The sequence below is a fragment of the Pseudooceanicola sp. LIPI14-2-Ac024 genome, assembly GCF_042188925.1.
Classification (GTDB): domain Bacteria; phylum Pseudomonadota; class Alphaproteobacteria; order Rhodobacterales; family Rhodobacteraceae; genus Pseudooceanicola.
The window spans coordinates 3,333,035-3,357,080 of record NZ_CP170102.1; the positions used below are offsets into that span (position 1 = coordinate 3,333,035).

At 67.8% G+C, this 24,046-nt stretch carries 4 protein-coding genes (1 of these 4 only partly in view); all 4 read left to right on the forward strand.

Translation table 11 applies throughout. The annotated features are described in order from the left end of the window. Tightly spaced (each overlapping or abutting the next), the 4 genes in view from ACE2AC_RS16405 to ACE2AC_RS16420 form a layout consistent with a single transcriptional unit that may run on beyond the window. Positions 1 to 18,088, forward strand: partial view of a hypothetical protein gene (locus ACE2AC_RS16405; protein WP_375688498.1) — the 3' portion only. It extends 15,677 nt beyond the left edge of the window; 18,088 of the gene's 33,765 nt are visible here — the last part of the coding sequence; its start codon lies off the left edge, out of view; the stop codon is at positions 18,086 to 18,088. Continuing rightward, the gene (locus tag ACE2AC_RS16410) at positions 18,085 to 19,941 is read left to right on the forward strand and encodes an efflux RND transporter periplasmic adaptor subunit (RefSeq protein ID WP_375688499.1); all 1,857 of its coding nucleotides are present in this window, start codon (positions 18,085 to 18,087) and stop codon (positions 19,939 to 19,941) included. The genes ACE2AC_RS16405 and ACE2AC_RS16410 overlap by 4 nt, the downstream gene beginning before the upstream one ends. Beyond that, on the forward strand, positions 19,934 to 22,084 hold the full coding sequence (locus tag ACE2AC_RS16415; protein WP_375688500.1) for a peptidase M50: 2,151 nt from the start codon (positions 19,934 to 19,936) through the stop codon (positions 22,082 to 22,084). Before ACE2AC_RS16410 ends, ACE2AC_RS16415 begins: the two co-directional genes overlap by 8 nt. Beyond that, positions 22,081 to 24,042, forward strand: a complete 1,962-nt coding sequence (locus ACE2AC_RS16420) for a hypothetical protein (protein WP_375688501.1) — start codon at positions 22,081 to 22,083, stop codon at positions 24,040 to 24,042. The genes ACE2AC_RS16415 and ACE2AC_RS16420 overlap by 4 nt, the downstream gene beginning before the upstream one ends. The last annotated feature ends 4 nt before the right edge of the window (positions 24,043 to 24,046 follow it).

Genomic DNA, 24,046 nt, shown 5'->3' on the forward strand with positions numbered 1-24,046 from the left:
CCTCAAGGACCTCGACCCGGATAAGGACCTGAACAAGTCCAACACGTCGAGCGGCAGCCAGAACGTCGACAACGTGCGCGAGGGCAACGCCAAGAACTTCACCCGCAGCGTGACCACCGGCTCGGGCTCGATCGACTTCCCGATCCTGACCGACCCGAACCAGATCTTCCAGGTTCTGTCGGGCAACTTCGACAAGGCGACCTTCGTCACCTACGACCTGCCGACGTTCCAGTTCGAATTCGCCTACAGCCAGAAGTTCATGATCTACGGCCCGCTCTTCGCCAAGCTCGGCGGATCGATCGGGGCGACCATCGACCTGGCCTTCGGCTATGACGGTTCCGGGATCGAACGGTTCCAGGCCTCGGGCAACGTGGGTGACCTGTTCGCCGGCTTCTACGTCAGCGACCGTGCGAACGCGGACGGCACCGGCCGTGACACCGCCGAACTGACCCTGACCGGCGAGATCAGCGCAGGCGTCGAGCTGAACGCGGGCGTCGCCTCCTTCGGCCTCGAGGGTGGGTTGCAGCTCAACATCTATTTCAACCTCGACGACCCCAACAACGACGGGCGCGTCCGGCTGGACGAGATGGCGACCAACATCCGGATCAACGACTACAACCCGGTCGCGATCTTCGATGTCAGCGGTCAGCTCGACTTCTTCCTGCGCGCCTATATCGAGGCGCTCTGGGGCCTCTACTACAAGGAGTTCGAGATCGCGCGCGGCCGCCTGGCCAGCTTCGAGATCACCTTCGACCGCCAGCCGCAGCTCGCCAGCGACCAGGGCAACGGCGTCCTGCTGCTGCACATGGGTCCGAACGCGGCCGCCCGCCTGCGCGGAGACGTGGAGGACGGGGCCGAGAAGATGTCGGTCGAGATGATGGGCGGCGGCGACGTCCGCGTCACCTTCAACGACGACACCGAGAAGGCGCAGCTTTTCACCGGGGTGGAGACCATCCTGGCCTACGGGGGCGAACAGAACGACACGCTGCAGATCGGCTATGGCTCGGGCGTGACGGAAACCACCGTCTCCGAGATCATCTTCTTCGGCGAGGCCGGGAACGATCGGGTCATCATTTCCGGCGCGGTCACGACGCGCCTGGTGGCCGACGGCGGCGATGGCGACGACCTTCTGGTCGGCGGCAACATGGCTGACGCCCTGCGCGGCGGTCTTGGCCGTGACAGCGTCCGCGGCGGCGGCGGCGACGACGCTCTCTGGGGCGACGACGGCAGCGACGTCATCGAGGGCGGCACCGGAGACGACGTCATCGACGGCGGCCTGGACAACGACTTGCTGCAGGGTGGCGAGGGCAACGACCGCTACTTCTTCAACGACGACTGGGGCCGCGACGTCATCATCGAGGATCCCGACACCCAGCAACCCGCGCTGGCCGACGGCGGCAGCTTTGCCGGCGACCCGGACCACGGCGGCGACGTCATGGACTTCAGCCTGGTCTTCTCGGCCCTGCGGCACCAGTTCACCACGGCGGGGATCGTCAGCGGCCTCGACGGCTCGTCGGACGCGGACAGCGCGAGCCTGGTCAAGGTCCTGACCAGCGCGCTGGTGGGGTCGCTGGACATCGAGACGATCATCGGCGGCCGCAGCTTCGACCGGTTCGAGCTGTCGGCGGTGGACGAGGACGGGGTGGAGCTCGACGGCGGGCGCGGCTCAGACCGCTACGTGGTCTACAACAGCCCCGATATCGACGGCGAGATCCTGATCCAGGACAGCGGGCCGAGCTACAGCACCGACCGGCTTGAAGTCATGGGCTACGACACTGCGGGCGACCGCATGACGATGACGGCGACCGAGATCCGCCTGCTGACCGGCACGACCACAAGCAGCGACGACGTCGTCATCAACTTCGGCGGCACCGGTGACAGCGGGCTCGAAGTCATCCGGCTCGAAGGGCAGGGGGGCAATGATATCTTCGGCCTCGACCAGACCCCGGGCGGAATCCGAGTCGAGGTCAAGGGCGGCGAAGGGGACGACAGTGTCATCATCGGCCGCACCGCGTCTTCGAACGACGCGTCCGGCAGGCTCGACTACATCGACGGCGAGACCGAGTTCGGCACTCCGTTGCAGGTCGATGGCGGTGCCGGGACGAACAGCCTGCTGTTCACGGACATCGACGACACGCAGGACAACACCGGTGCGCTCTTCTCGCTTTCGCGGTCGATCAACCGCGTGTCCGGCTTCGGCATGCTGGTCGAAGTCGAGTACCGCAACATCGCGGCGCTCACCGTCGATCTCGGGTCGGGCGGCGACACCGTCCTGATCGACTTCGCGCACACCTTCCGCGCGTCGAGCCTCACGCTGAACACCAACGCGGGCAACGACGTCGTCAACGTCAGGGCGCTGCGGTCGAACGCCGACAGCGCCAACCAGTGGGTGCTGGTCGATCTCGGGGCCGGTCTCGACACCATCAACCTCGGCTCGCTCGCACCGACCGACTTCGGCGACTTCTCCTCGGTCCTCCGCGGCCGGCTGGACGATATCCAGATCACGCTCGAGATCCGTGGCGACTCCGGGGCCGACGTGGCCAATGTCGATGCGTCGGGCAGCGAGACCAACAGCCGCGACGGCGTGCTGACCGGGGAAAGCCTGACCGGGCTGACCGACCAGGCGATCTTCTATTCCGGCCTGGCCGAACTGAACATCCAGCTCGGCAAGTGGCTGGGCGTCGGGGACGAGCGCGTGGCGGATAACGAAGGCAATGCGCTGACCTTCAACCAGGACGGCTATGTCGAGGCCTATGCCGACGCGTTCGACGATGAATTCCTCATCCTCGGTACCCATGCCGGCCTCACCACGCTGTCGACCTTCGAGGGTGACGACCGGGTGATCGTCCGCTCGACCAGCGGCATTCTCGACGTCGATACCGGTGCCGGCGACGACCGGGTGGACGGCGGCGGCCTGCTCGACATCGCCAAGCGGTTCCTCGATTTCATCTTTACCGGCGATCTGGCCGACAAGGACATGGCGCTTCCGGCTTCGGCCGGCGGGGCGACCATCATGCTCAGCACCCTGCGGCGCACCGACAGGAACAAGCTTGGCGAGGTGCATCGCCTCGAGATCGACAGGGCCGACGAAACCGGCTCCGTCGTCTCGATCGATGTCGATGAAGACGGGATCGAAGACAAGAAGGTGCTGCGGCTGGTCCAGGCCGTCGACCCGGGCGGCGACATCGATATCAAGGTCGGCGGAGTCATCCTCGATCGCGGCCTCTGGGTGCGCGAGGGGCAGGACATCACCTTCCTGAACAAGAAGGGCCAGGCGCAGACACCGCCCCCGGGGGCGCGGGTCTATTTCTCGTCCGGGCTCGTGCAACTCGACAACGGCGTGTCCTTTGCTGCCGGCGCAAGCGCGGCCGAGATCCAGCTTGCGCTGGAAGACGTCTACGGCGCGGGCAATATCGTCGTGCGCGAAGCGACGCGCCTCGACCCGATCGCCGGACAGATGACGGTCAACGGGGGCACCGGATCGGTTGCCATCGTCACCGACAACCAGGGCAGTTCGCCCGAGCCGGTCTCCGAAGTGCAGATCCTCGACCTGCTTCAGATCGCGGCAGGCGGCGGCGGTCCGTTCACCTTCGACGTCGGCCTGACCAACGGCACAGACGCGACACTCAGCAACATTGATCCACTGAACGCCGTGACCACCACGGCGGCCATCGAGCAGGCTTTGGAATGGACCGCGGCGGATCCGGTCACCTTCACGACGAACATCGGCACCGAGCTCGGCGTCGTGATCCGCGTGACGGACGTGACGGTGACCTCGGACCCGACCACGCCGGGTGCCTACACGATCACCTTCGACACGGTGGAGCGGGACGATGATCCCGGCGCGCCGATCGAGGGTTTCGATATCCCCGACATCCAGCTCTACGGATCGTTCGAATACGGCCTCACCATCGTCGAGGAAGGGCGCTCGCCGGTGCAGACGAAAGAGATCCAGACGTTCTCGATCGACGCGGACGGCGGATCGCTGAGGGTGCGGTCGGACGACAGCGACTGGTCGGAGGTCATCGAACTGGACGGACGGGACCAGGCGCAGATCGCGCTGGCGTTCCAGAACGCCCTGCGCAAGCTCGGGCTTGACGACGTGGTCGTCGCTCCCGGGGTGTCCGAGGATGGCAATGACAGCGTCGCCGGGCTCTTCACGGTGTTTTACGAGGGCGACCTCGGCGGCATCGACTTCCCGCCGCTGGAATTTGACACCTCGGGCCTGCGGTCCTACGACGTGCTGCACCTGTCGGACGCGATGGAGGCATCGGCCAAGACCGTGGTCTTCGACAGCGAGGAGCTTCCGACCGGAACCGACGGCGCGTTGGAGACCCACTATACCGTGGACGGCGCGGCGGTCGGCGAGATCCACCATCTCAACCTGTCGGAATTCTACCTCGATCTCGGATCCGGTGACGACGGGCTGACCATCGAGACGACCTATGACGGTCTGACCTACGTCGACCTGGGGAATGGCGACGACACGGCGGACATCAAGTCGATTTCCGGAGAGACCTACCTGGCCACCGGGCAGGATGCCGACACCGTGACCGTCGGGTCCGACGCCCAGACGGTGAACGACATCGGCGACCACCTGGTGGTCGGTGGCGGTGATCTCGACCTCTCGGTCGCGGTCACGCGGGCGGGCGCGTCCGGCCTGTCTCTGCAGCAGCGGACCAGCGGGCTGGCAGAGACCCCCGGAACCACGGCGAACGAGATCCAGACCGTGACGGTGATCGGTACGCTGGAAGGCGGGACCGTGTCGGCCAGCGCGGCATTCATCCTCGAATTCGAAGGCGTCTCGATCGCGTCGCCCCTCGGGTTCGGCGCCTCGGCCGGGGCGGTCCAGTCGGCCCTGAACGCCGTTCTGTCCGGCAAGGTCGTCCGGGGCGGCACCATCGGCGCGAACGCCGTCGCCGTCATCCGGAACGAGGTCCATGTGGCGGCGCGGGTCGATCCCTCGGCCGACCCGTTGCCGGAAGATTTCGTCGCGACGGCGGATGCCGTTGCACCTGATGGCTACCAGATCGAGCTTGCCGGTTACGCCTACGAGATCGAGTTCGTCGATGCGGCCCTGCGTGAGCGGTCCGTCGAGCTGATCTCGGTCCGCGCGGCCGAGAGCACGCGCGACGTGCTCTACGTCGACGACTCCGAGGATACCGACGGCTCCGGTACGACCGACGTGCTGACCGCGACCAGGCTGACCGGGTTGGGCATGTCGAAGGACGGGCTGACATATTCCGGCATCGACAATCTCGAGGTCAAGCTGGGCAAGGCGGGCGACAGCCTCGACCTGCTGGGCACCCATGCCGGGCAGACGATCCTGCGGGCCGGTGCGGGCGGCGACACCATCGACATCGAGCGCGTCGTCGGACGGACCTACGTCTACGGCGACGCCGGGGCCGACGTCATCACGGTCAACCCGGGATCGCTGGCCAACCAGATCATCGGGCGCCTGTCGCTGATCGGCGGGTCCGAGACCGACCGTTTCATCATCCAGCTCTTCGGTTCGGGAGAGTCCGAGATCGACGTGGATGACACGATCGGCGACGGCAACACCCTGACCGTTCTGGGCACGAATGCCGACGACACCTTCCTGTTGCGGGCCGCCTCGGGCACCAGCCCGACCGGCATGATCGCGTTGCTCGACCCGAACGGTGACGATTTCGAACGCATCAACTACACCGGCGGCACGGACGGCGGCGTCACGGTCGAGGCCTTCGGTGGCGACGATTACTTCGCGGTCGACGACACGGCGGCCAAGGTCACGCTGAACGGCGGCATCGGCAACGACAGGTTCCAGTTCGGCCAGATGTTCGACAGCCCGCGCGACGCCGAAACCGGGTTGCTCGATCCGGCCGACAGCATGGACTACACCGAGACCACGCGAGGCTTCCTGACCAACGGGGTGAGCTTCGCGCTGACCGCCAACGGCGGCGCGGGCGAGGACGAATTCACCGTCTTCCGCAACCTCGCCGTGCTGACGCTGAACGGCGGCGACGACAACGATACCTTCACCGTCCGGGCCTTCGCGCTGGTCGGGTCGCAGGATGACCTCCGCGAACGCACGGACATCTCGGGCGACGGCGGTGCGGACCTCGTGCAGTACGCCGTCAACGCGCCGGTGCTGATCAATGGCGGCGACGGCTATGACACCGTCATCGTAATCGGGACCGAGTTCGGGGACGATTTCGTCATCACCGACGAAGGCGTCTACGGCGGTGGGCTCAACGTCTCCTTCGTCGGGGTCGAGGCGCTGCGCGCCGACGGCGGCGAAGGCGACGACCGCTTCTTCGTCCTGTCGACCGGCGCGGGCCTGTCCACCCTTGTCACGGGCGGACTGGGCTCGGATTCCATCTTCGTCGCGGGGGACACCCCGCCGGTGTCGAGCAACGACCTCCTCGGGCATTCCGGCCTGATCTCGCACGGGATCGACGCCACCGGGGTCGAATACATCAACGATGGCCGGATCGACGGGATCTCGGCCAATATCGCCGACAACGACGAACCGGCGATCCGCATCACCCCCGAGGGCGGCGAACTGCTGCTGGACGAGGCCACGCTGGCCCTGGCGCAGTACACCGTCGTTCTGACCCGTCGTCCGACCCGCGATGTCGTCGTGACCGTGCAGGCGGACCAGCCGCCTGCCGAGGAACGCGCACAGGGCGAGGGGACCCTGATCCTCGGCGCAGACGAGGACGACTTCGACCCGGTCGAGGTTCTCGCGGTCGCCGGAAACGCTATTCAGGCGAACCACGGCTTCGAGGATGGTGACGAGGTCGTCTATTACAACAACGGGACCGAGGCCGACCTTGGCGGCCTGCAGAGCGGTTGCGTCTACGCGGTCGTCGCCGCGCCCGGCAACACGACCAGCTTCGCGCTGCGCGACCTCAACACCGGGGCGTTGCTGACGCTGGCCGATGCCGCGTCGCCGTCGGAACACCAGTTCCGACGCGCGGCCAGCACTGTCACGCTGGTCTTCTCGGCCGACGACCTGGCCGACAATGCCTGGTGGAAGACCCAGACCGTCTTCATGCAGGCGCTCGACGATACCGGCGCCGAAGGCACCCATTTCGGCGGCATCACCCACACCGTGACCAGCGCAGACACCCCGGCCGCGACGGTCCAGTCCGACGCGACAATCGGGACGAACACGCTGGTCCTCGACGCGGCGGACGTGTCCAAGACCGAGGAACTGCGCGGCACCGTCCTCGCCGTCACCTCGGGCGACGCGGAAGGCCTGAGCCGCGTCGTGACCGCCTACGAATGGTCCGGCGACACGCTTTCGCTGACGTTCGAGAGCGTCTGGGCCGACGGGCGGACTCCGTCTGCCGGTGACGATGTCCGGCTGACGTTGGGGGATTCCGTGCGCGGCGTCGTCTCGACCCCGCCGGCGGGCAGCGCCACGACCGATGGATACGGCGTCGTGAACGACACCTTCCGGGACGAGAATGCGAACTTCGGTGTCCAGGGCGACACCGAGATCGGGACCCGGCTCGAAGGGCTCTACCTCGTGGTCACGACCGCGGACGGTTCGCAGACCGAGGCGCACCAGATCATCTCGAACACGATGAACACGCTGACGGTCGACGCGGCCTGGACCATCGATATCGCGGCGGGCAGCACCTACGCGATCTACACCGACGCAAGCCTCGCGACCCTCTACGTGCTCGAGGACGAGGGCGAGCCCGTGTTCCTCGACGCGGATGGCAACGTGGACCCGTCCGGTACGCCGGTGCGGTTCACCGGCACAGTGACCGGGCTGGCCACGCGGACCTTCCATTTCGACAGCGCCTCGGCGGGTGGGATCGACCTGGACGCGATCGCGGGCGCCCGGATCGAGATCGTCGGCGGCACCGGCCTCGGGCAGTCGCGCATCGTGGACGACCCGCTTCTGGATGCACTCGGCGTACCGGTGCCCGGGCGGATCACCGTGACCCAGCCCTGGAGCAAGGCACTCGACGGCACCACGGTGTTCCGGATCACCCAGTACGACGGGCTCGCCCTGCCGGCGCTGCCTGTCCTGATCACCGACAACGACCGTGCCGGGCTGGCGATCATCGAGACCGCCGACGACGGCTCCGAACCGATGACCGCCGTGTTCGAGCAGGCTGGAAGCGTTGACACCTACGAACTGAAGCTCACCCGCCAGCCGAGTGCGGACGTCTACGTCGCGCTCGAGACCGACGGAGAGGTCGTGATCGATGCCGGCGCCCGGGGCGCGATGATCGACGGCAGGTACGTTGTGACCTTCACGTCGGCCAACTGGAGCGATCCTGTCGAGGTGACGGTAAAGGCCACCGACGACACGACCGTCGAGGGGCCGCAGTTCCAGATCATCACCACCGTGCTGACCAGCGCCGACGTCGGCGAGGTCGTGTCGCGCACGGATACCTACGTCATCGAGGACGGCGAAGAGACGCCGCGCCTGCTGCTGTCGCAGAAGCCGGTGGTTGGCGGGCAGGTCACGGTGATCAACACGTCGACCGACGGATCGGTCCAGAAACTGCGCCTGGCCGACGGCCTGGTCGGCGGGACCTTCGTCCTGGGGGTCGGCGGCGAACGCACCCTCGCGCTCGACTACGACGCGACGGCCGAGGATATCCGCGAGGCGCTGGGCGAACTGTCCGGCGTGGGCAAGACGGTATCGGCGACCTTCCCGGCCGGCGATCCGAACGTGCAGGTCGTGAAGGACATCGACGGCTATTTCGTCCTGACCTTCACCAAGGGCCAGCCGACGCTGGATGCGGACGGCACCGACCTTGTCAGCGGCGTGACGATCGAGGCGCGCAATGCGCTGCAGGAGGTTTCGGTCGACACCGAGGTCACCAGCGGCACCTTCACGCTGGGCTTCAAGGGCGCCACCACGGATGCCCTGTCCTTCGCGATCTCGGCCGAAGACCTGACCCTCGCGCTCGAGGCGCTCGGCACCATCGGTGCGGGCAACGTGTCGGTCCTGCGGGGCGGTGACGGCACGACCGATCCCTTCGTCTGGTCCATCGAGTTCATCGGTGCGCTCGGCGGCATGGGGCAGCCGCTGCTCGAGATCGACGGCGGCAACCTCGTCGACAGCCGTGCGACCATCCCGGCCGACGGCAACGCACGCGTGTCCGACACGGCCGGCGGTGCCTACATCACGCTGGAAACCACCGATTTCGTGGTCGAAAGCAACGTCGTGATGTTCGTGAACGCGGATGGCGACAGTGTCTTCCGCGATGGCGAGATCCGGGTCCACTACGACTACGCGGTGGACGGCTTCAACAACGCCTTCACCCCGCGCCTCGATGTCGAGGTGATCGACGACGATGCGCCGAATGTCATCGTCCGGGAAACCGGCGGTTCCACCGACCTGGTCGAGAGCGAACGCGTCTATGTCGTCGGCGCCGACGGCAGCGCCACCGTGACCGGTGTCACCACGGCGGATATCGACGGCGTCACGGTCGTGACCGCCCTGACGCTGTCCGACGTGTCCGGTATCGCGAACGGCATGAGCCTCGTCCTGACCGGCGGTGCGGGTGCCGGACAATCGGCCCGCATCGCGTCGATCAGCGGCACCACCGTCACGCTGGAAACGCCGCTCGTCACCGCGACGACCGACAGTTTCGCCTACGACTTCGCCGAGGACGTGTTCGAACTGCGCGGCGCGCCCCAAAGCATCGCGTCGGTCATCGTCGGCGCGGGCGAGACCGACACCGAGGTTCTCGAGAAATCGGTCGCGACCGGGGATCTCTACTACGAGGTTCAGGGCGACCTGATCGTCTTCAGCCAGCTGGTGACCGGCACGGTGACGGTGGCCTACGACATGGCGCCCGAGGCCGGCAGCACCTATGCCGTGCTCGACTTCGCGCAGGAGCCGCTGACCGACAGCTACACCATCGTGCTGTCCGAGATGCCCGAGGGCGAGGTTGTCATCAACCTGAACGCCCGTCACACCAAGACCACGCGCGGGGACATCGCGTCCTTCGAGGACCAGGTCTATCTTTCGCAGACGCAGGTGACCTTCGACGCGTCGAACTGGAACGTGCCGCAGACCATCTACGTCGCGGCGATCGACGACGGCTTCATCGACGGCGGCGACACCAAGCAGTTCGCCGAGAGCCGCCACGTCCTGAACCGGATCCGCGGCCCGCTTCTGGTCGACGGGGCCGGTGGCCAGGGGACCGCGGGCGGCCTCCCGGCGCCGGTCATGCTGCCGCAGGAAATCAACCAGCATGCCTCCGACGGCGAGATCGTTTCGGTCGAAACCGAGGTGCCGAACCGGATCACCGTCCTGACCGAGGACATGCCGGAATTCATCGACCTCGAGGGCCGGACCCTCGAGATCGTGGACCAGGACGTGCCCGGCGGCGCGGTGCTGAAGGGCCAGTTCCGCCTGATCCTGAAGGCCGAGCAGATCGACGACACCTACACGGTCCTGACCGTGAACGAGGCCTTCTCGGACGACATCACCGACCGCGCCTTCGCGATCACCCAGAAGAGCGAGAATTTCTTTGCCGCCGAGGAAGACCAGGTCGACCTGCTGGCCGTCTTCAACGAGGATTCCCTGCGCGACGAGGAAGGCACGCTGACCGCGACCCGGCTGACCGGGTTCGGCATGGGGCCCGACACGTCCATCGGCGGCCAGCGGCTGCCGGGCGGGATCACCTACGGCAACTTCGAAGAGCTCGAGCTGCACCTGGGCCAGGGCAGCGACGACCTGACGATCGAAAGCACGCATTCCGGTGCCACGCTGATCCTGTCGGGCAACGAACCCGAGGGGGCCGAGGGCGACAGGATCGACGTCCAGGCCATCTTCGGCACGACCACCCTGCGGCTTGGCCGCGGGGACGACAGCGTCCTCGTCGGCGAGGGCGTGAACCTCTTCGGTGACCTCGGCGCGACCAGCGACCTCGACGATATACAGGCGCTGCTGATGATCGACGGCGGCGAAGGCGCGGACAGCGTGACGCTGACCGATGCCGACGAGACCGCGAGCGAAGTTGGCACCCTGACCCGAGACGCGGTGACCGGGCTCGGCATGGGCGGCGTGAACGAGGAGCAGGTGGTCGTCATCCGCGCCTCGGACGGCACCTTCCGCCTGTCCTTCACCGGCACGCGCAGCGCCAAGGAGGTCTTCGAGATCGAGACACCGGTCGGCGGCGCACGTGAGACCACGTCGCTCGAACTGGCCGAGGTGCCGGTCGATCCGGCGGCGGTTGTCGTCTCGGCCGATGGCGTGGTCCTCGACGGCGGCTACACCGTCACGGGCAATCTCGTGGAATTCGACATCATCCGCGGCGAAGAGGCGTTCTCGGTCTCCTACAGCTACGAGGTGTTCGACCAGACCGGCCCCCTGAACCACGACATCTCGGCCGGGCAGCTTCAGAAGGCCCTCGAAGGGCTGGCCAACATCGGTGTCGACGACGTGGCCGTCACCGACATGCGCGATGCCGACCCCGAGACCGAGGCCCGCAGCGATGCCTTCACCCTCGGCACCGCGACGGAGAGCATCGACCTTTCCCGCCATGCGATCGGCGGCAGCGACAGCCTGACCGTCCGCGTGAACATGGGCACCGGCTGGGTGACCCTGGCCGCGGGGTCCTATCGCCTCGACGGCTCCACGGTGACCTTCCTCGACGGCGCGACCGGCCTGGTGACACCACTGCAGCACCTCGTTCCGGCCGCCGAGACCGATGTCGGCCTGTCGCCCGAGCGCGACGAGCTGGGCCGCCAGTTCATCGTTCTCAGCTACGAGCCGCGTGCCGATCTCGTGGTCGGGATCTCGGGGTCCGGAGGCGCGCCGCTCGAAGAGGGCGTCGACTACGTCTTCTCAGGTACCCGCGTGTTCTTCGTCGGCGAACGGGCTTCGGACGAGACCTTTGCCGTCACCTACAGCCGCGACGCTGACTTCGACGTCGAGGTCGACTACACCGCCGGACTTTCCAACCAGGGATCGATCTTCGTCGTCCGCTTCCAGGGCAACCTGACCGGGCGCGATGTCGCGCAACTGGTGCTCACCGACATAGACCTGGCCACGCCGATCTACGGCGACGGCTCGGTCGCGGACGAGACCAACGTCGAGGTGATCGCCGAGGTCTACACCCGCCGCGACGGCGTCCAGACCGTCGAACGCCCCGAGATCCAGCTTGTCGACCTGCGCGAGGTCGGCCCCGAGGTGCCGCGCGCGGACAACTTCGTCGCGCTGGTCGACGGCGAACAAAGCTTCGACTTGGCGCGCCTGCCGGTCCCGGCCTCGTCGACCGATCCCGCACCGGTCCTGGTCGTGACCGTCGATGGCGTCGCGACCACCGCCTACGCCTATGCGGACGGGGTGGTCACCCTGACCGCCGGCGCAGGGGCCGAGATCACGGTGGAATACACCGGCTACCCGGCCTTCGCGCTGACATTCGACGGCGAGCGTACGCCGCTGATCCCGGCGGCCGCGCAGAATGCCACGATCGATACCGCCGAAACCCTGCGCGCGGCCATCCAGGCCGTCGCCGGCGCCGGCATCACCGTGACCGTGATCGAGGTCGAAACCGGGCTCTACGCGGTTGCCTTCGCCGGTGGCGGCAACGTCGAAGCGCTGTCCGTCAGCGGCGAGGCGCAGGTCCTGGTCTCGACCCTGGTCGAGGGCAGCACCGAACCCGCGCTGAACGACACCCAACTGGTCAAGGTCGATGCCACGACCGGAACCTTCCGGCTGGGCCTTGCGCTTGGCGGCGGTGACGATCCGATCTTCGTCGAGGACTGGTTCGAGGTCGGGGCAACCGCCGAGGATATCGAGAACGCGCTCCAGATCTCGCTGCTGAAATCCCGCTTCGCCAATGACGTCTCGGTCGAGAAGTTCGCCGGTGCGGATGGCGACGTCTACATGGTCCGCTTCCAGGGCGTCCTGCGCGGCATCGACGGCGGGCCGGGTGCGGCCCACCTCGTGGTCGAGAACCGCAGCGACGGCGACATCACGGTCGAGAACCGGATGGACGGCGTCGGCTACCACGGGGTCGAGACGCTCGACATCGTGATGGGGTCCGGCAACGACATCTTCAACGTGCAGGGCACGACCGCGCAGACCCGGGTCGAGCTGGGCGATGGCGGCGTGAAGGGCGCGGCAGAACATGTCTTCGTCTCGTCCGATGCCGACCTCGACGCTCGGCTGAAGCCGAATCAGACGAACGATGTGCGTCACGGGTACGACTCGCTGAACCCGGTATTCGCCTTCGACTTCCTGTCCGGGGATCTCGACGGGATCACCGGCGACCTGGACATCGCGGCGGGCGACGGCCGGCACGGCCTCTGGATCAGCGATGCCAGCAGCGAGACCGCCAAGACCGGTGTCGTGCTCGACGGCTACGCGGGCGACGGCGTCGAACTGGCGCTCACCGGACTGGCGACGGGGGCCATCCGCTTCGGCGCCTCGGACGACGGCCATTTCGCCGAGGCGGTCCGGATCTTTGCCGGACGCGGGGCGGATGACGTCACGCTGCTGGACATGTTCCAGCGCGACGGCCTGACCGAGGACGGCCTGCCGCTGCGCCAGACGATGATCGTCGACCTGGGTGCGGGCGACGACACGCTGACCGCCGGCCTCGAACGGGACGGCGCCGACGGCTACCTCTCGACCGCGTTGCTGGTCGTGCAGGCGGGCGAGGGCGACGATACCGTCGATGCCGCCGGAACATTCGACGGCATCGAGGTCAGCGGGGCAACCGACGTGCCGCTCGTCGTCTTCGGCGACCGGGGCGACGACGACATCAGCGGCGGCCTGGATGCCGATATCCTGTTCGGTGACGGCGGCCGGGTCACGGCCGGCGACGGCACGACCATGCTGATGCGCTTCGGCGGCGGCGGGGCCGGGGACTTCACCGACGGTGTCGTCCGGATGCCCGACGCGGTGTTCAACCTCGACGAGGCGCAGCTGGACCTCGGGAACGACGGGCTCGACGCGACCCGCGGCGGCGCGGACATCGTGCGCGGTGGCCTGGGCGACGACCTGATCCTGGGCGGTGCGGCCGACGACAGCGACGGCGCGGCCATCGACCTCCTGGACGGGGCGAACATCATCCACATCCCGCTCGTCGCGTTCTACACCGATCGCGACCTGATCCTGGGCGACGCCGGGATCGTGACCCGCAACGCGGGCACGGTGGACAGGCGCACCACCTCGATCGTGACCGACCCGCGCTTCCGCGCCCTGCTGGGCGAGCGGCTCTATTCCGAGGGCCGGGACGAGGACGTGCGCACGAACGCGACCGGCGATGTCGAGGCGATCGCCGACGGCGAGAGCATGCTGAACATGGACGTCCAGTACGCCGATCCGGACCAGGACCCGATGTGGGCCGGGTTCCAGATCGACCTCTACGCGGGTGATCATGCCGAGATCGCGGGTGAGCGGACCTTCAGCGACGACTTCATCGCCGGTGGTCTCGACGCCGACATGATCTTTGGCCAGCACGGCGACGACACGGTCCAGGGCGATGGCGCGATCACCGTCGAGGTGGCGGCCGCACGCGAGGGCGACACGACCTCCGACGACTTTGCCAAGCTGCTTCTCAGCGCCTCGGTCGAGAACATCTACGACCACGGCACGAACGTCGACACCGACGGAGACGACTACATCGAGGGCAACGCCGGGGACGACGTGATCTTCGGCGGTCTCGGGCAGGACGACCTGATCGGCGGTAGTTCCGACCTCTTCGGCCTCGACCTGCTCGAAGAGCGTGGCGACGGCCGCGACATCATCTTCGGTGGCGCGGGCACGCAGATCGCACGCAATGCCGGGAAGGACGTCGACATCGTCGAGCACGGACGCGATGCGGACGTGATCGCCGGGGACAACGCGCGCATCTTCCGCATCGTCGACACCGACGGCGCGGCGCGCGAGTTCACCTACGACCAGGGCCGCGGCGATTACCGCGTGCGGGTCCGGGCGGTGGACCTGATCGACTACACGATGGGCGGGGCGGATTTCGACCCGGTCGCGGCCGCGCTCGACCAGGGCGGCGCGGACGAGATCCACGGCGAAAGCGGCGACGACCAGATCTATGGCCAACTCGGCGGCGACATCCTTCTGGGTGACGGCGCGAACGACGACATCATCGGCGGCGTCGGCCACGACTTCATCTCGGGCGGGACCGGGATCGACGGGGTGATCGGCGACGACGGGCGGATCTACACCAGCCGCAACTCGGACGCGGCGGCAATCTCCGAGGCGCTCTACGGGATCGCCGGGGTCTCGCAAGAGGTGATCAAGGCGGCGGGGCCGTTCCAGATTTCGACCATCCACGTGCAGGGCGATCTGAAGAAGTCGGTCAACCTGACGCCCTTCAGCCTGGACATGGGCGATGCGGACTGGACCAAGACGACCGACCAGTCTCTGACCGAGGCGGACGACATCATCTTCGGTGGTCTCGGCGACGATTTCCTGCACGGCGGCTACGGCGACGACGCCATCTCGGGCGCGGAGGCTCTTTCGATCTACTACCCGGATGCCGACGGCCTGCCGTTCGACATCCAGGCCGCCAGCGATGCTGACGACGCCTTCCTCTTCAACCCGGGCGACATCCTCGGCTACGGTCGCGGGTCCGAGCAGAGCAATCCCAAGAACGGCAACCTGCTGCTGGGCCGCGAGGGCGAGTTCGCGGCCTACAACGAGTACGATCCGCGCAGCCGCGTGACGGTCGTGCGCACCGCGAATGGGGTCTGGGAATTCGCGCTGCCCGGCGAGATCGGCCAGGAGTTCATCCTGAACTTCGACGCCGCCGACGGCTACGCGACCGACGAGACTGCGGTGAACGGCTCCGTCTTCACCGACGGCGACGACGTGATCTTCGGCGACCTCGGCAACGACTGGATCTACGGCGGAACCGGGGCCGACGACATGTGGGGCGGCTATGGCGACGACCTCCTGGGCGGGGACGACGACCTCGACACCGACGGGGGCGCGAACACCAGCCCGGACGGCCTGAGCGGTATCGGCGTCGCCAGCTACGAGGACATGGCCTATGGCGGGGCCGGGCGCGACGTGCTGCTGGCCAACACCGGCGGCGACCGCCTGATCGACTGGGCGGGCGAGTTCAACTCGTACATCGTGCCGTTTGCGCCGTTCGGGCAGGGCACCGTGTCGCGTGCGCTGCAGCCGGCGTTGAAGCAGTACCTCTACGATCTCTCGGCGGCGGGCGGCGCGGACATGACGCGCGCCTACGACGAAGGCGCATCGGCCGAGCGCATCGCGCGCAACGGCGAGCCCGACGGCGAGATCGGCCTGGTGCAGCAGCAGGACGAGGACTGGCAGGACCAGACCGGATCGCCAGCGGATATCCAGCCGGGCAACATTCCCGGCGGGGCCCGCGACGTCCTGGTCCGCGCGACCTTCAACGATCCGAACGAGGTCAACTTCCTTGCGGACACGGGCACCTGGAAGGTGTCCAGGAACCGCTTCGAGGTCAGCCCCGAAGCGTCGGGCGGAGACGCCTCGGGCATCATGCATGTCGAGGATGCGCTGCCGTCCTACTTCGAGGTTGTCGCCACCATCAACGCGGGCAAGCCGACCGGCGGTCTCAAGTCGAACGCGTTCCTGCTGTTCGACTACCAGAACGAGACCGACTTCAAGTTTGCCGGTATCGACGTGTCGCGCGACAAGATGCAGATCGGCTACCGCGATGCGACCGGCTGGCACATGGTCACCGAGACGCCGGCGCGTCTGAAGCCGGACCAGGATTACCACCTACTGCTCTCGGTCAACGGAACGTCGGCGACGCTGGTCGTGGATGGGACCGAGGTCCTGTCGCATACCTTCGCCGCGCGGGTCGTGGACGGCTACAGCTACGGCCTGAACGCCGGCATGATCGGTCTGGGGGCGCAGAACTCCGTCGCGCGGATCGACGATGTCCGCGTGCAGGTCCTGCCGCCCGACATAACCTTCGAGGTCGAGGACACCTTCGACGGCACCGCGGCGCCGCTCTTCGGAGACCGGGACACCGGCGTCTGGTCGCTGGGGGCCGGCGCCCTCGTCGGCGTGCCGGTTCCGGGCGAGGATGTCGCGCTTCGCGACTTCGCCCCGATCGTGCTGCCAAGCTCGGTCATCCTCGTGGATGCCGTCCTCAGCACCGGTGCCTCCGGCGGGATCGTCTTCGACCGCTACGGGACCGAGGACTACAAGTTCGCCATCCTGTCCGTCGAAACCGACGAAGTGATCATCGGGCACCGCACCACGCGGGGCACCTTCATCGACGCGGTGTCGAGCCACGATTTCGACGCCGGCACCGACTATCGCCTCGCGCTCGACCTGCGCGGCGCGGTCGTCACCCTGACCGTCACCGAGGAGACCGCGACCCCGACACCGGCCGTCGCCGTGATGACCTACATCTACAACAGCGTGGTGGTCGATGGTGCGTCCGGCCTCATCGCAACCGGGCTGGGCGCAAGCTTCGGCAGCGTTCACTACCGCACCAACGATCCGCAGTTCATCGAGGACGACGATGCGGCCGCGGCCCTGAACGCGACCAGTGTCGGCGAAGGCGCGGAAGAGATCGATGTGACGGCCGACCCGGTCGGCGACGTGCTGGACGCAGCCGTCGAGCTCTGGGTGAACTCGGGCCTGCTGACGGACGAGCAACTTGAGCTTCTCGCCGACATCGTTCTGATCTCGGGTGACCTTGGCGGCACCGTGCTGGCCGAGACCTCGGGCACGGTCATCACCCTGGACAGCGACGCGGCAGGCCACGGCTGGTTCGTCGACCTCACGCCGGAAGACAGCAGCGAGTACATGATGGGCGAGGACGGCAGCCTGGTTGCCGCCGATCCCGAGGCGGAGGGCCAGATCGACCTCCTCAGTGTCCTGATCCACGAGATCGGCCATGTCGTGGGCTACGACCACGACGCGGCCCTGGCGGCGATGGAGCCCGTGCTCGAGGAAGGCACGCGGATCGACACCGGAGAGTTCCTTGCCTTCGACACCACGACGGGCCTGACGCGACTGGAGGACACCGACACCGGCACCGCCGAGTACCTTGTCCTGAACGAAGACGAACCCGCTGACACCTCCGGCCTGATCGACTGGAAACGTGAGCGTGGCAAGCCGGTGTACATCGAAGCCGCAGAATGAATGTGAAGGTCACTACGGGCGAAGCGCCCGACGAGATTGCCGGGGACGAAAGTGTCCTCCTCGATACCGAGATCTGGGCCCGGCTCGGCGCGGCGCCGTCGGTCGAGGCCTTCGCGGTCGCGTGGCTGGACCTCCAGTGCCGGCAGATGGGGGGCGTCCGTGCGGCGACGCTGCTGATGGCCGGCCCGGACGGTGGGCAATTGTCCCCCGTCGCCCTGCGGCCCGCCGATGCCGTGCCGAGCCCGACGCTGGTCATGACGACCGAACGCGCGGCCTCGGCCAGGCGCGGGATCGTGCGGCCCGCCAAGGATCGCAGCCCCGCCGCCTTCGCCCTGCCGATCGTGATCGACGACGCCCTGGCCGGGGTCGTGGCGCTTGAACTGCATCCGGGCCGCGACGTCGATGCCAACCGGGTGATGCGCCAGCTTCAGTGGGGCGCCGGTTGGGTCGAGGCGCTGGTGCGCCGCGGGCATCCGGGGGATCGCGGACAGCTCGTGGCGATCCTCGGCCTGCTGAGCTCGGCCGCCTCCGAGATGAAGTACAAGGCCGCGGCAAATTCCCTCGCGGCCGAACTTGCGCACCGGTTGCAGTGCACCCGCGTCAGCATCGGCCACGTGAAACGGCGGACCGCGCGCACCGACGCGATATCGAACACCGCCACGGTCAAGGCGCGCAGCGGCCTGGTGCAGGCGATCTCTGCCGCGATGGACGAGGCGATCGAACAGCAGGCCCGCATCCGCATCCCGTCGCCCGAGGGCACGGTGACCAAGCACGCGACGTCCGCGCACCAGGCGCTTGTCGCCAAGGGCGGCAGCGGTGCTGTCCTGACCGTGCCCCTGCATGTCGACGCGGACACGACGGGCGCGATCGTCCTGGAACGTGAAACCCCGTTCCCCGAGGCCGATGTTGCGCTGGTGGAACAGCTCGCCGCGCTTGTGGCACCGTCGCTCGAAGCCAAGCGGTTGAACGACCGCTGGCTGATGTCCAAGGCGGCCGGCAGCGTCGGGTCGGGACTGCGGATGGTATTCGGCCCGCGCCACATGGCCTGGAAACTGGCGGCAGTGGCGGCCGCCTGCGTGGTGCTGGTGCTGGTCTTTGCCACCGGCCAGTTCCGCGTCTCCGGCGACGCCCGGCTCGAAGGCGTGGTGCGGCGGGTCGTCACCTCTCCGATGGACGGATTCATCGAGAGCGCCGAGGTGCGGCCGGGCGACATCGTGGCGGCGGGACAGACGCTGGCCCGCCTCGACGACAGCGAACTCAGGCTCGAACGCGTCCGCTGGCTGAGCGAGAAGGCGCAATACGACCAGGGATACCGGACGGCCTTCGTCGAGGGGGACCTGCCCGAGGCGCAGATCATCCGCGCCCAGATCGAGGGGGCCGAGGCGCGGCTCATGCTGATCGACGAACAACTGGCCAGGACCGAGATCCTGGCCCCGTTCGACGGTGTCGTCACCAGCGGCGACCTGACCCAGTCGCTCGGCTCGCCCGTCGGGCGCGGGGACGTTCTGTTCGAAGTCGCCCCGCTCGACCGGTACCGCGTGATCGTCGAAGTCGAGGAGGCGGACATCGGCTTTGTCGAAGAAGGGCAGGAGTCCCGCATCGTCCTGTCGGCCGCGCCCGATCGGAGCTTCGGCTTCCGCGTCACCAAGCTGACGCCGGTGGCCGAGGTGAAGGAGGGGCTGAACCTGTTCCGCGTGGAGGGCGAGCTTCTGGACCTCGACGAGGTGATGCGCCCGGGCATGGAGGGCGTCGCCAAGATCGATATCGAGGACCGCCGCTATGCCTGGATCTGGACGCACCGGGCGATCTGGTGGGCGCGGATGACGCTCTGGAAATGGTGGCCGAATGGCTGACAAGCTGTTCAGCGAACACTGGTACAGGGTCGCCGACCTCAGGCCGTCCCTGCGCCAGCATGTCGTCACCGACCGCCATGTCTACCGTGACCAGGTCTGGTACATCCTGCGCGACCCGCTGACCGGCAAGAGCCATCGGTTCAGCGCCGCGACCCGGCAACTGATCGGGATGATGAACGGCCAAAACAGCGTCAGCGATATCTGGATGGCCGCCTGCGACCGCCTCGGGGACGACGCGCCGACGCAGGACGAGTTCATCCGCCTGATGTCGCAGCTTCATTCGTCCGACCTGCTGATCGCCGACGTGATGGCCGACAAGGAAGAGCTGTTCCGCCGCAGCCGCAAGGTTCAGCTGGGCGAGATCAAGCAGAAGCTCTGGAGCCCGCTGGCCCTGCGTATCCCGCTGATCGACCCGAACAGGTTCGTCACCCGCACCATGCCGCTTGTCGCACCGATCTTCTCCAGGTTCGGCGCACTGGTCTGGCTGACGGTCCTTGTCTGGGGCGTGGTGGTCGCGGCGCTGGAATGGGACGGGCTGACCACCGGTGTCGCCGACAGGGTGCTGACCGCGTCGAACATCCTGCTGGTCTGGCTGATCTACCCGGTCGTCAAGGCGATCCACGAGCTGGGCCACGCCTACGCGGTCAAGAAGTGGAACGGCGACGTGCACGAGATGGGGGTGATGCTGATCGTCTTCATGCCGATCCCCTATGTCGATGCCTCCGACTCGATCTCGTTCCCGCAGAAGCACCGCCGGATGCTGGTCAGCGCAATGGGCATCATCGTCGAGCTGTTCCTGGCCGCGATCGCCGTGATCGTCTGGGCCGAGGTCGAACAGGGCATCGTGAGGGCCATCGCCTTCAACGTGATCCTGATCTGCGGCGCGTCCTCGCTGCTGTTCAACGGCAATCCGCTGCTGCGCTTCGACGGCTACTACGTGCTCGCCGACGGGGTCGAGATCCCGAACCTCGGGACACGCGCGAACAAGTACATGGCCTATCTCTTCCAGCGCCACCTGTTCGGCATGAAGGAGGCCGAGAACCCGGTCCGCGCGCCGGGCGAGGCGCCGTGGTTCTTCTTCTTCGCGACGGCGAGCTTCGTCTACCGCATGTTCATCATGTTCGCGATCATCCTCTTCGTCGCGACGCGGTTCTTCTTCGTCGGCGTGATCCTCGCGTTCTGGGCGGCCTTCACGCAGATCGTCCTGCCGCTGTTCAAGATAGGGAAATTCGTCATGAGCGATCCGAGACTGGGGCGCCAGCGCGGACGGGCGCGGGCGGTCACGGCCGGGCTGGTGGGGGCCGCGCTGGTCGTCCTATTCGCGGTGCCGGTGCCCTATGCCACGATGGCCGAGGGCATCGTGAAGGCGCCGGAAAGCGCAGTCGTGCGGACCGGGGCACCGGGCTGGGTCGATGCGTTCCTGGTGCGCCCGGGCGATCACGTCGAGCAGGGCTCTCCGATCATCCGGGGGACCGATCCGCTGCTGGTCGCGCAGGTCCAGGTGCTCGAGGCCAGGCTGGCCGAACAGGAGGCACGGCTGGCCCAGGTGATGTCGAGCGATCCGCGCCAGGCCGAGCCGATCCGCGAGGCCATCGCGGCGGCGCGCGCCGACCTCGACGACGCGCGCGAGCGGAGCGAGAAGCTGGTGGTCACCAGCCCGGCGTCGGGCACCTTCGTCGTGCCCGCGGGCGACGACCTGATCGGGCGCTTCCTGCCGCAGGGCGAGGTGGCGGCCTACGTGCTCAATGCCGACTTCCTCGAGGCGCGGGTGGTCGTGGCGCAGGCCGCCGTCGGGCTGGTGCGCGGCCGCTGGAACGGGGTCGAGGTCTGGCCCACGGACCTGGGGCAGGCCCATGCGATCCATGCCGACCTGCTGCGCGCCATACCCGGTGGCACGACGCGGCTTCCGGCGCAGGCCCTCGGCACCTCGGGGGGCGGGCGCGTTGCGGTCGACCCGGCGGACCCGGACGGGCTCAAGGCCTTCGCCCGGATCTTCGAGTTCGACCTGCGGTTCCGGAACCCGTACCCCGAGGTCTCCATCGGGCATCGCGTCACGGTCCGGTTCGACCACGGCCGCGAGCCGCTCGGCGCGCAGATCCTGCTGAACCTGCGCCAGCTCTTCCTGGAGCGGTTCGAGGTATGACAAGGTTTCCCCAATCCGCGCGGCCGGGCCCGGTCGCGGGCCTCTACCCCGAGCGCAGGACCGAGCCGCTTCCGGCGCTCGACCAGCTGGCGCAGGAGGTCGGCGGCTACCTCAGGCAGATCAAGGGCAGCAGTGCCTCGGCCTATCGGCCCTCGGTCGCCCGCATCGAACGGTTGGGCGCGGACCTCGAGGAGCTGCCGCTCGAGGAACTCACCCGCCGCGCGCTGCGGCTGTCCGAGGACATGCACCGCCTGGGACTGACGAAGCCGATGATCGAGGCCAGCTTTGCCCTGATCCGCGAGGTGTCGTTCCACACGATGGGCAAGCGGCACTACCCGGTGCAGATGATCGGCGCGATGGCGATGCTCGATGGCCGGATCGCCCAGATGGCGACCGGAGAGGGCAAGACCCTCACGGCGACGCTGGCGGCCGCGACGGCCGCGCTGGCGGGGATCCCGGTGCACGTCGTGACGGTCAACGACTACCTTGTCGCCCGCGACGCCAAGGAGATGGCCCCGCTCTACACCGCTCTCGGGCTGACCGTGGCCCACGTGGTCCCCGAGATGGGCGCGGACGAGAAGGCGGCGGCCTACGCCGCCGACATCACCTACTGCTCCAACAAGCAGGTCGTCTTCGACTACCTGCGCGACCGGCTGGCGATCAGCGGCAACCGCAAGCTCGGCAATGAGCGCCGGCTGCTGCGTGGGCTCTGCTTTGCCATCGTCGACGAGGCCGACAGCGTTCTCGTGGACGAGGCGCGGACCCCGCTGATCATCGCGGAACAGGCCGGCGACAACGACGCGCGGCTGGCCAGCTACCGCGAGGCGCTGGATTTCGCGGCGGCGCTGGTGAAGGGGAGGGATTTCATCCACCGCGTCGACGAACGCCAGATCGAGCTGACGCCCGCCGGGTCCGAACGGCTGGACCTGATCGGGGCGCAGGCCGGGGGCATCTGGCGGGGCAAGCTGCGGCGCGAGGAGCTGATGACCAAGGCGCTGTCGGCGATCCACGTCTTCCGCCGGGACCACGAATACCTGGTGATGGATGACAAGGTGCACATCATCGACGAATTCACCGGCCGCCTGATGAGCGACCGGTCGTGGGAGGAGGGCCTGCACCAGCTGATCGAGACCAAGGAGGGGGTGGAGCTGACGGACCGGAACGTCACCCGCGCCAAGATCAGCTACCAGGCGTACTTCCGGCGCTACGTGCGCCTGTCGGGGATGACCGGCACCGCGGTCGATATCCGCGGCGAACTCTGGTCGGTCTACCGGCTGAGCGTCGTTTCCGTCCCGACCCACCGACCCGTCCGGCGCCGGGAACTGGCGGACCGCGTCCACGCCTCGCAGGACGCCAAGTGGCGCGCGACGGTCGCGGCGGCGGCGAAGTCCCATGCCGAGGGGCGCGCAGTGCTGATCGGGACCCGCTCCGTCGCGGCCTCGGAAGTGGCGAGCCGCCACCTCTCCGAGGCCGGGCTGCCGCACCGGGTTCTCAGCGCGAGCCAGAACAAGGAAGAGGCCGACATCGTCGCGCTTGCCGGGCAGGACGGGGCGATCACGGTGGCCACGAACATGGCGGGGCGGGGGACCGACATCATCCTGTCGCCCGGCGTCGCGGCGGCGGGCGGACTGCACGTCGTGATGACCGAGCGCCACGAGTCGCGCCGTATCGACCGCCAGCTCGCCGGGCGGTCCGGTCGGCAGGGCGATCCCGGCGTGGTCGAAGCGCACCTGGCCGTCGACGACGACCTGATGCGCGCGCATTGCCCCGTCGTCTTCGGCGCGCTCGTCTCGGCGATGACGCGTGCCGGGATGGGCGTGGACGGCCCCCTCGGACGTGTCTTCGTCCGCCGCTGCCAGCGCAAGGCCGAACGCAGTGACGCGCGCACGCGGCGCAGCGTCCTCAAGGTAGACGAGAAGGTCGGAGATCTCTTGGCTTTCGCGGGAAGGTCGGATTAACTCT

Coding starts and splice junctions, on each gene's coding strand:
- ACE2AC_RS16410 (WP_375688499.1), top strand. CDS start 18,085: ATGAATGTGAAGGTCACTACGGGCGAAGCGCCCGACGAGATTGCCGGG.
- ACE2AC_RS16415 (WP_375688500.1), top strand. CDS start 19,934: ATGGCTGACAAGCTGTTCAGCGAACACTGGTACAGGGTCGCCGACCTC.
- ACE2AC_RS16420 (WP_375688501.1), top strand. CDS start 22,081: ATGACAAGGTTTCCCCAATCCGCGCGGCCGGGCCCGGTCGCGGGCCTC.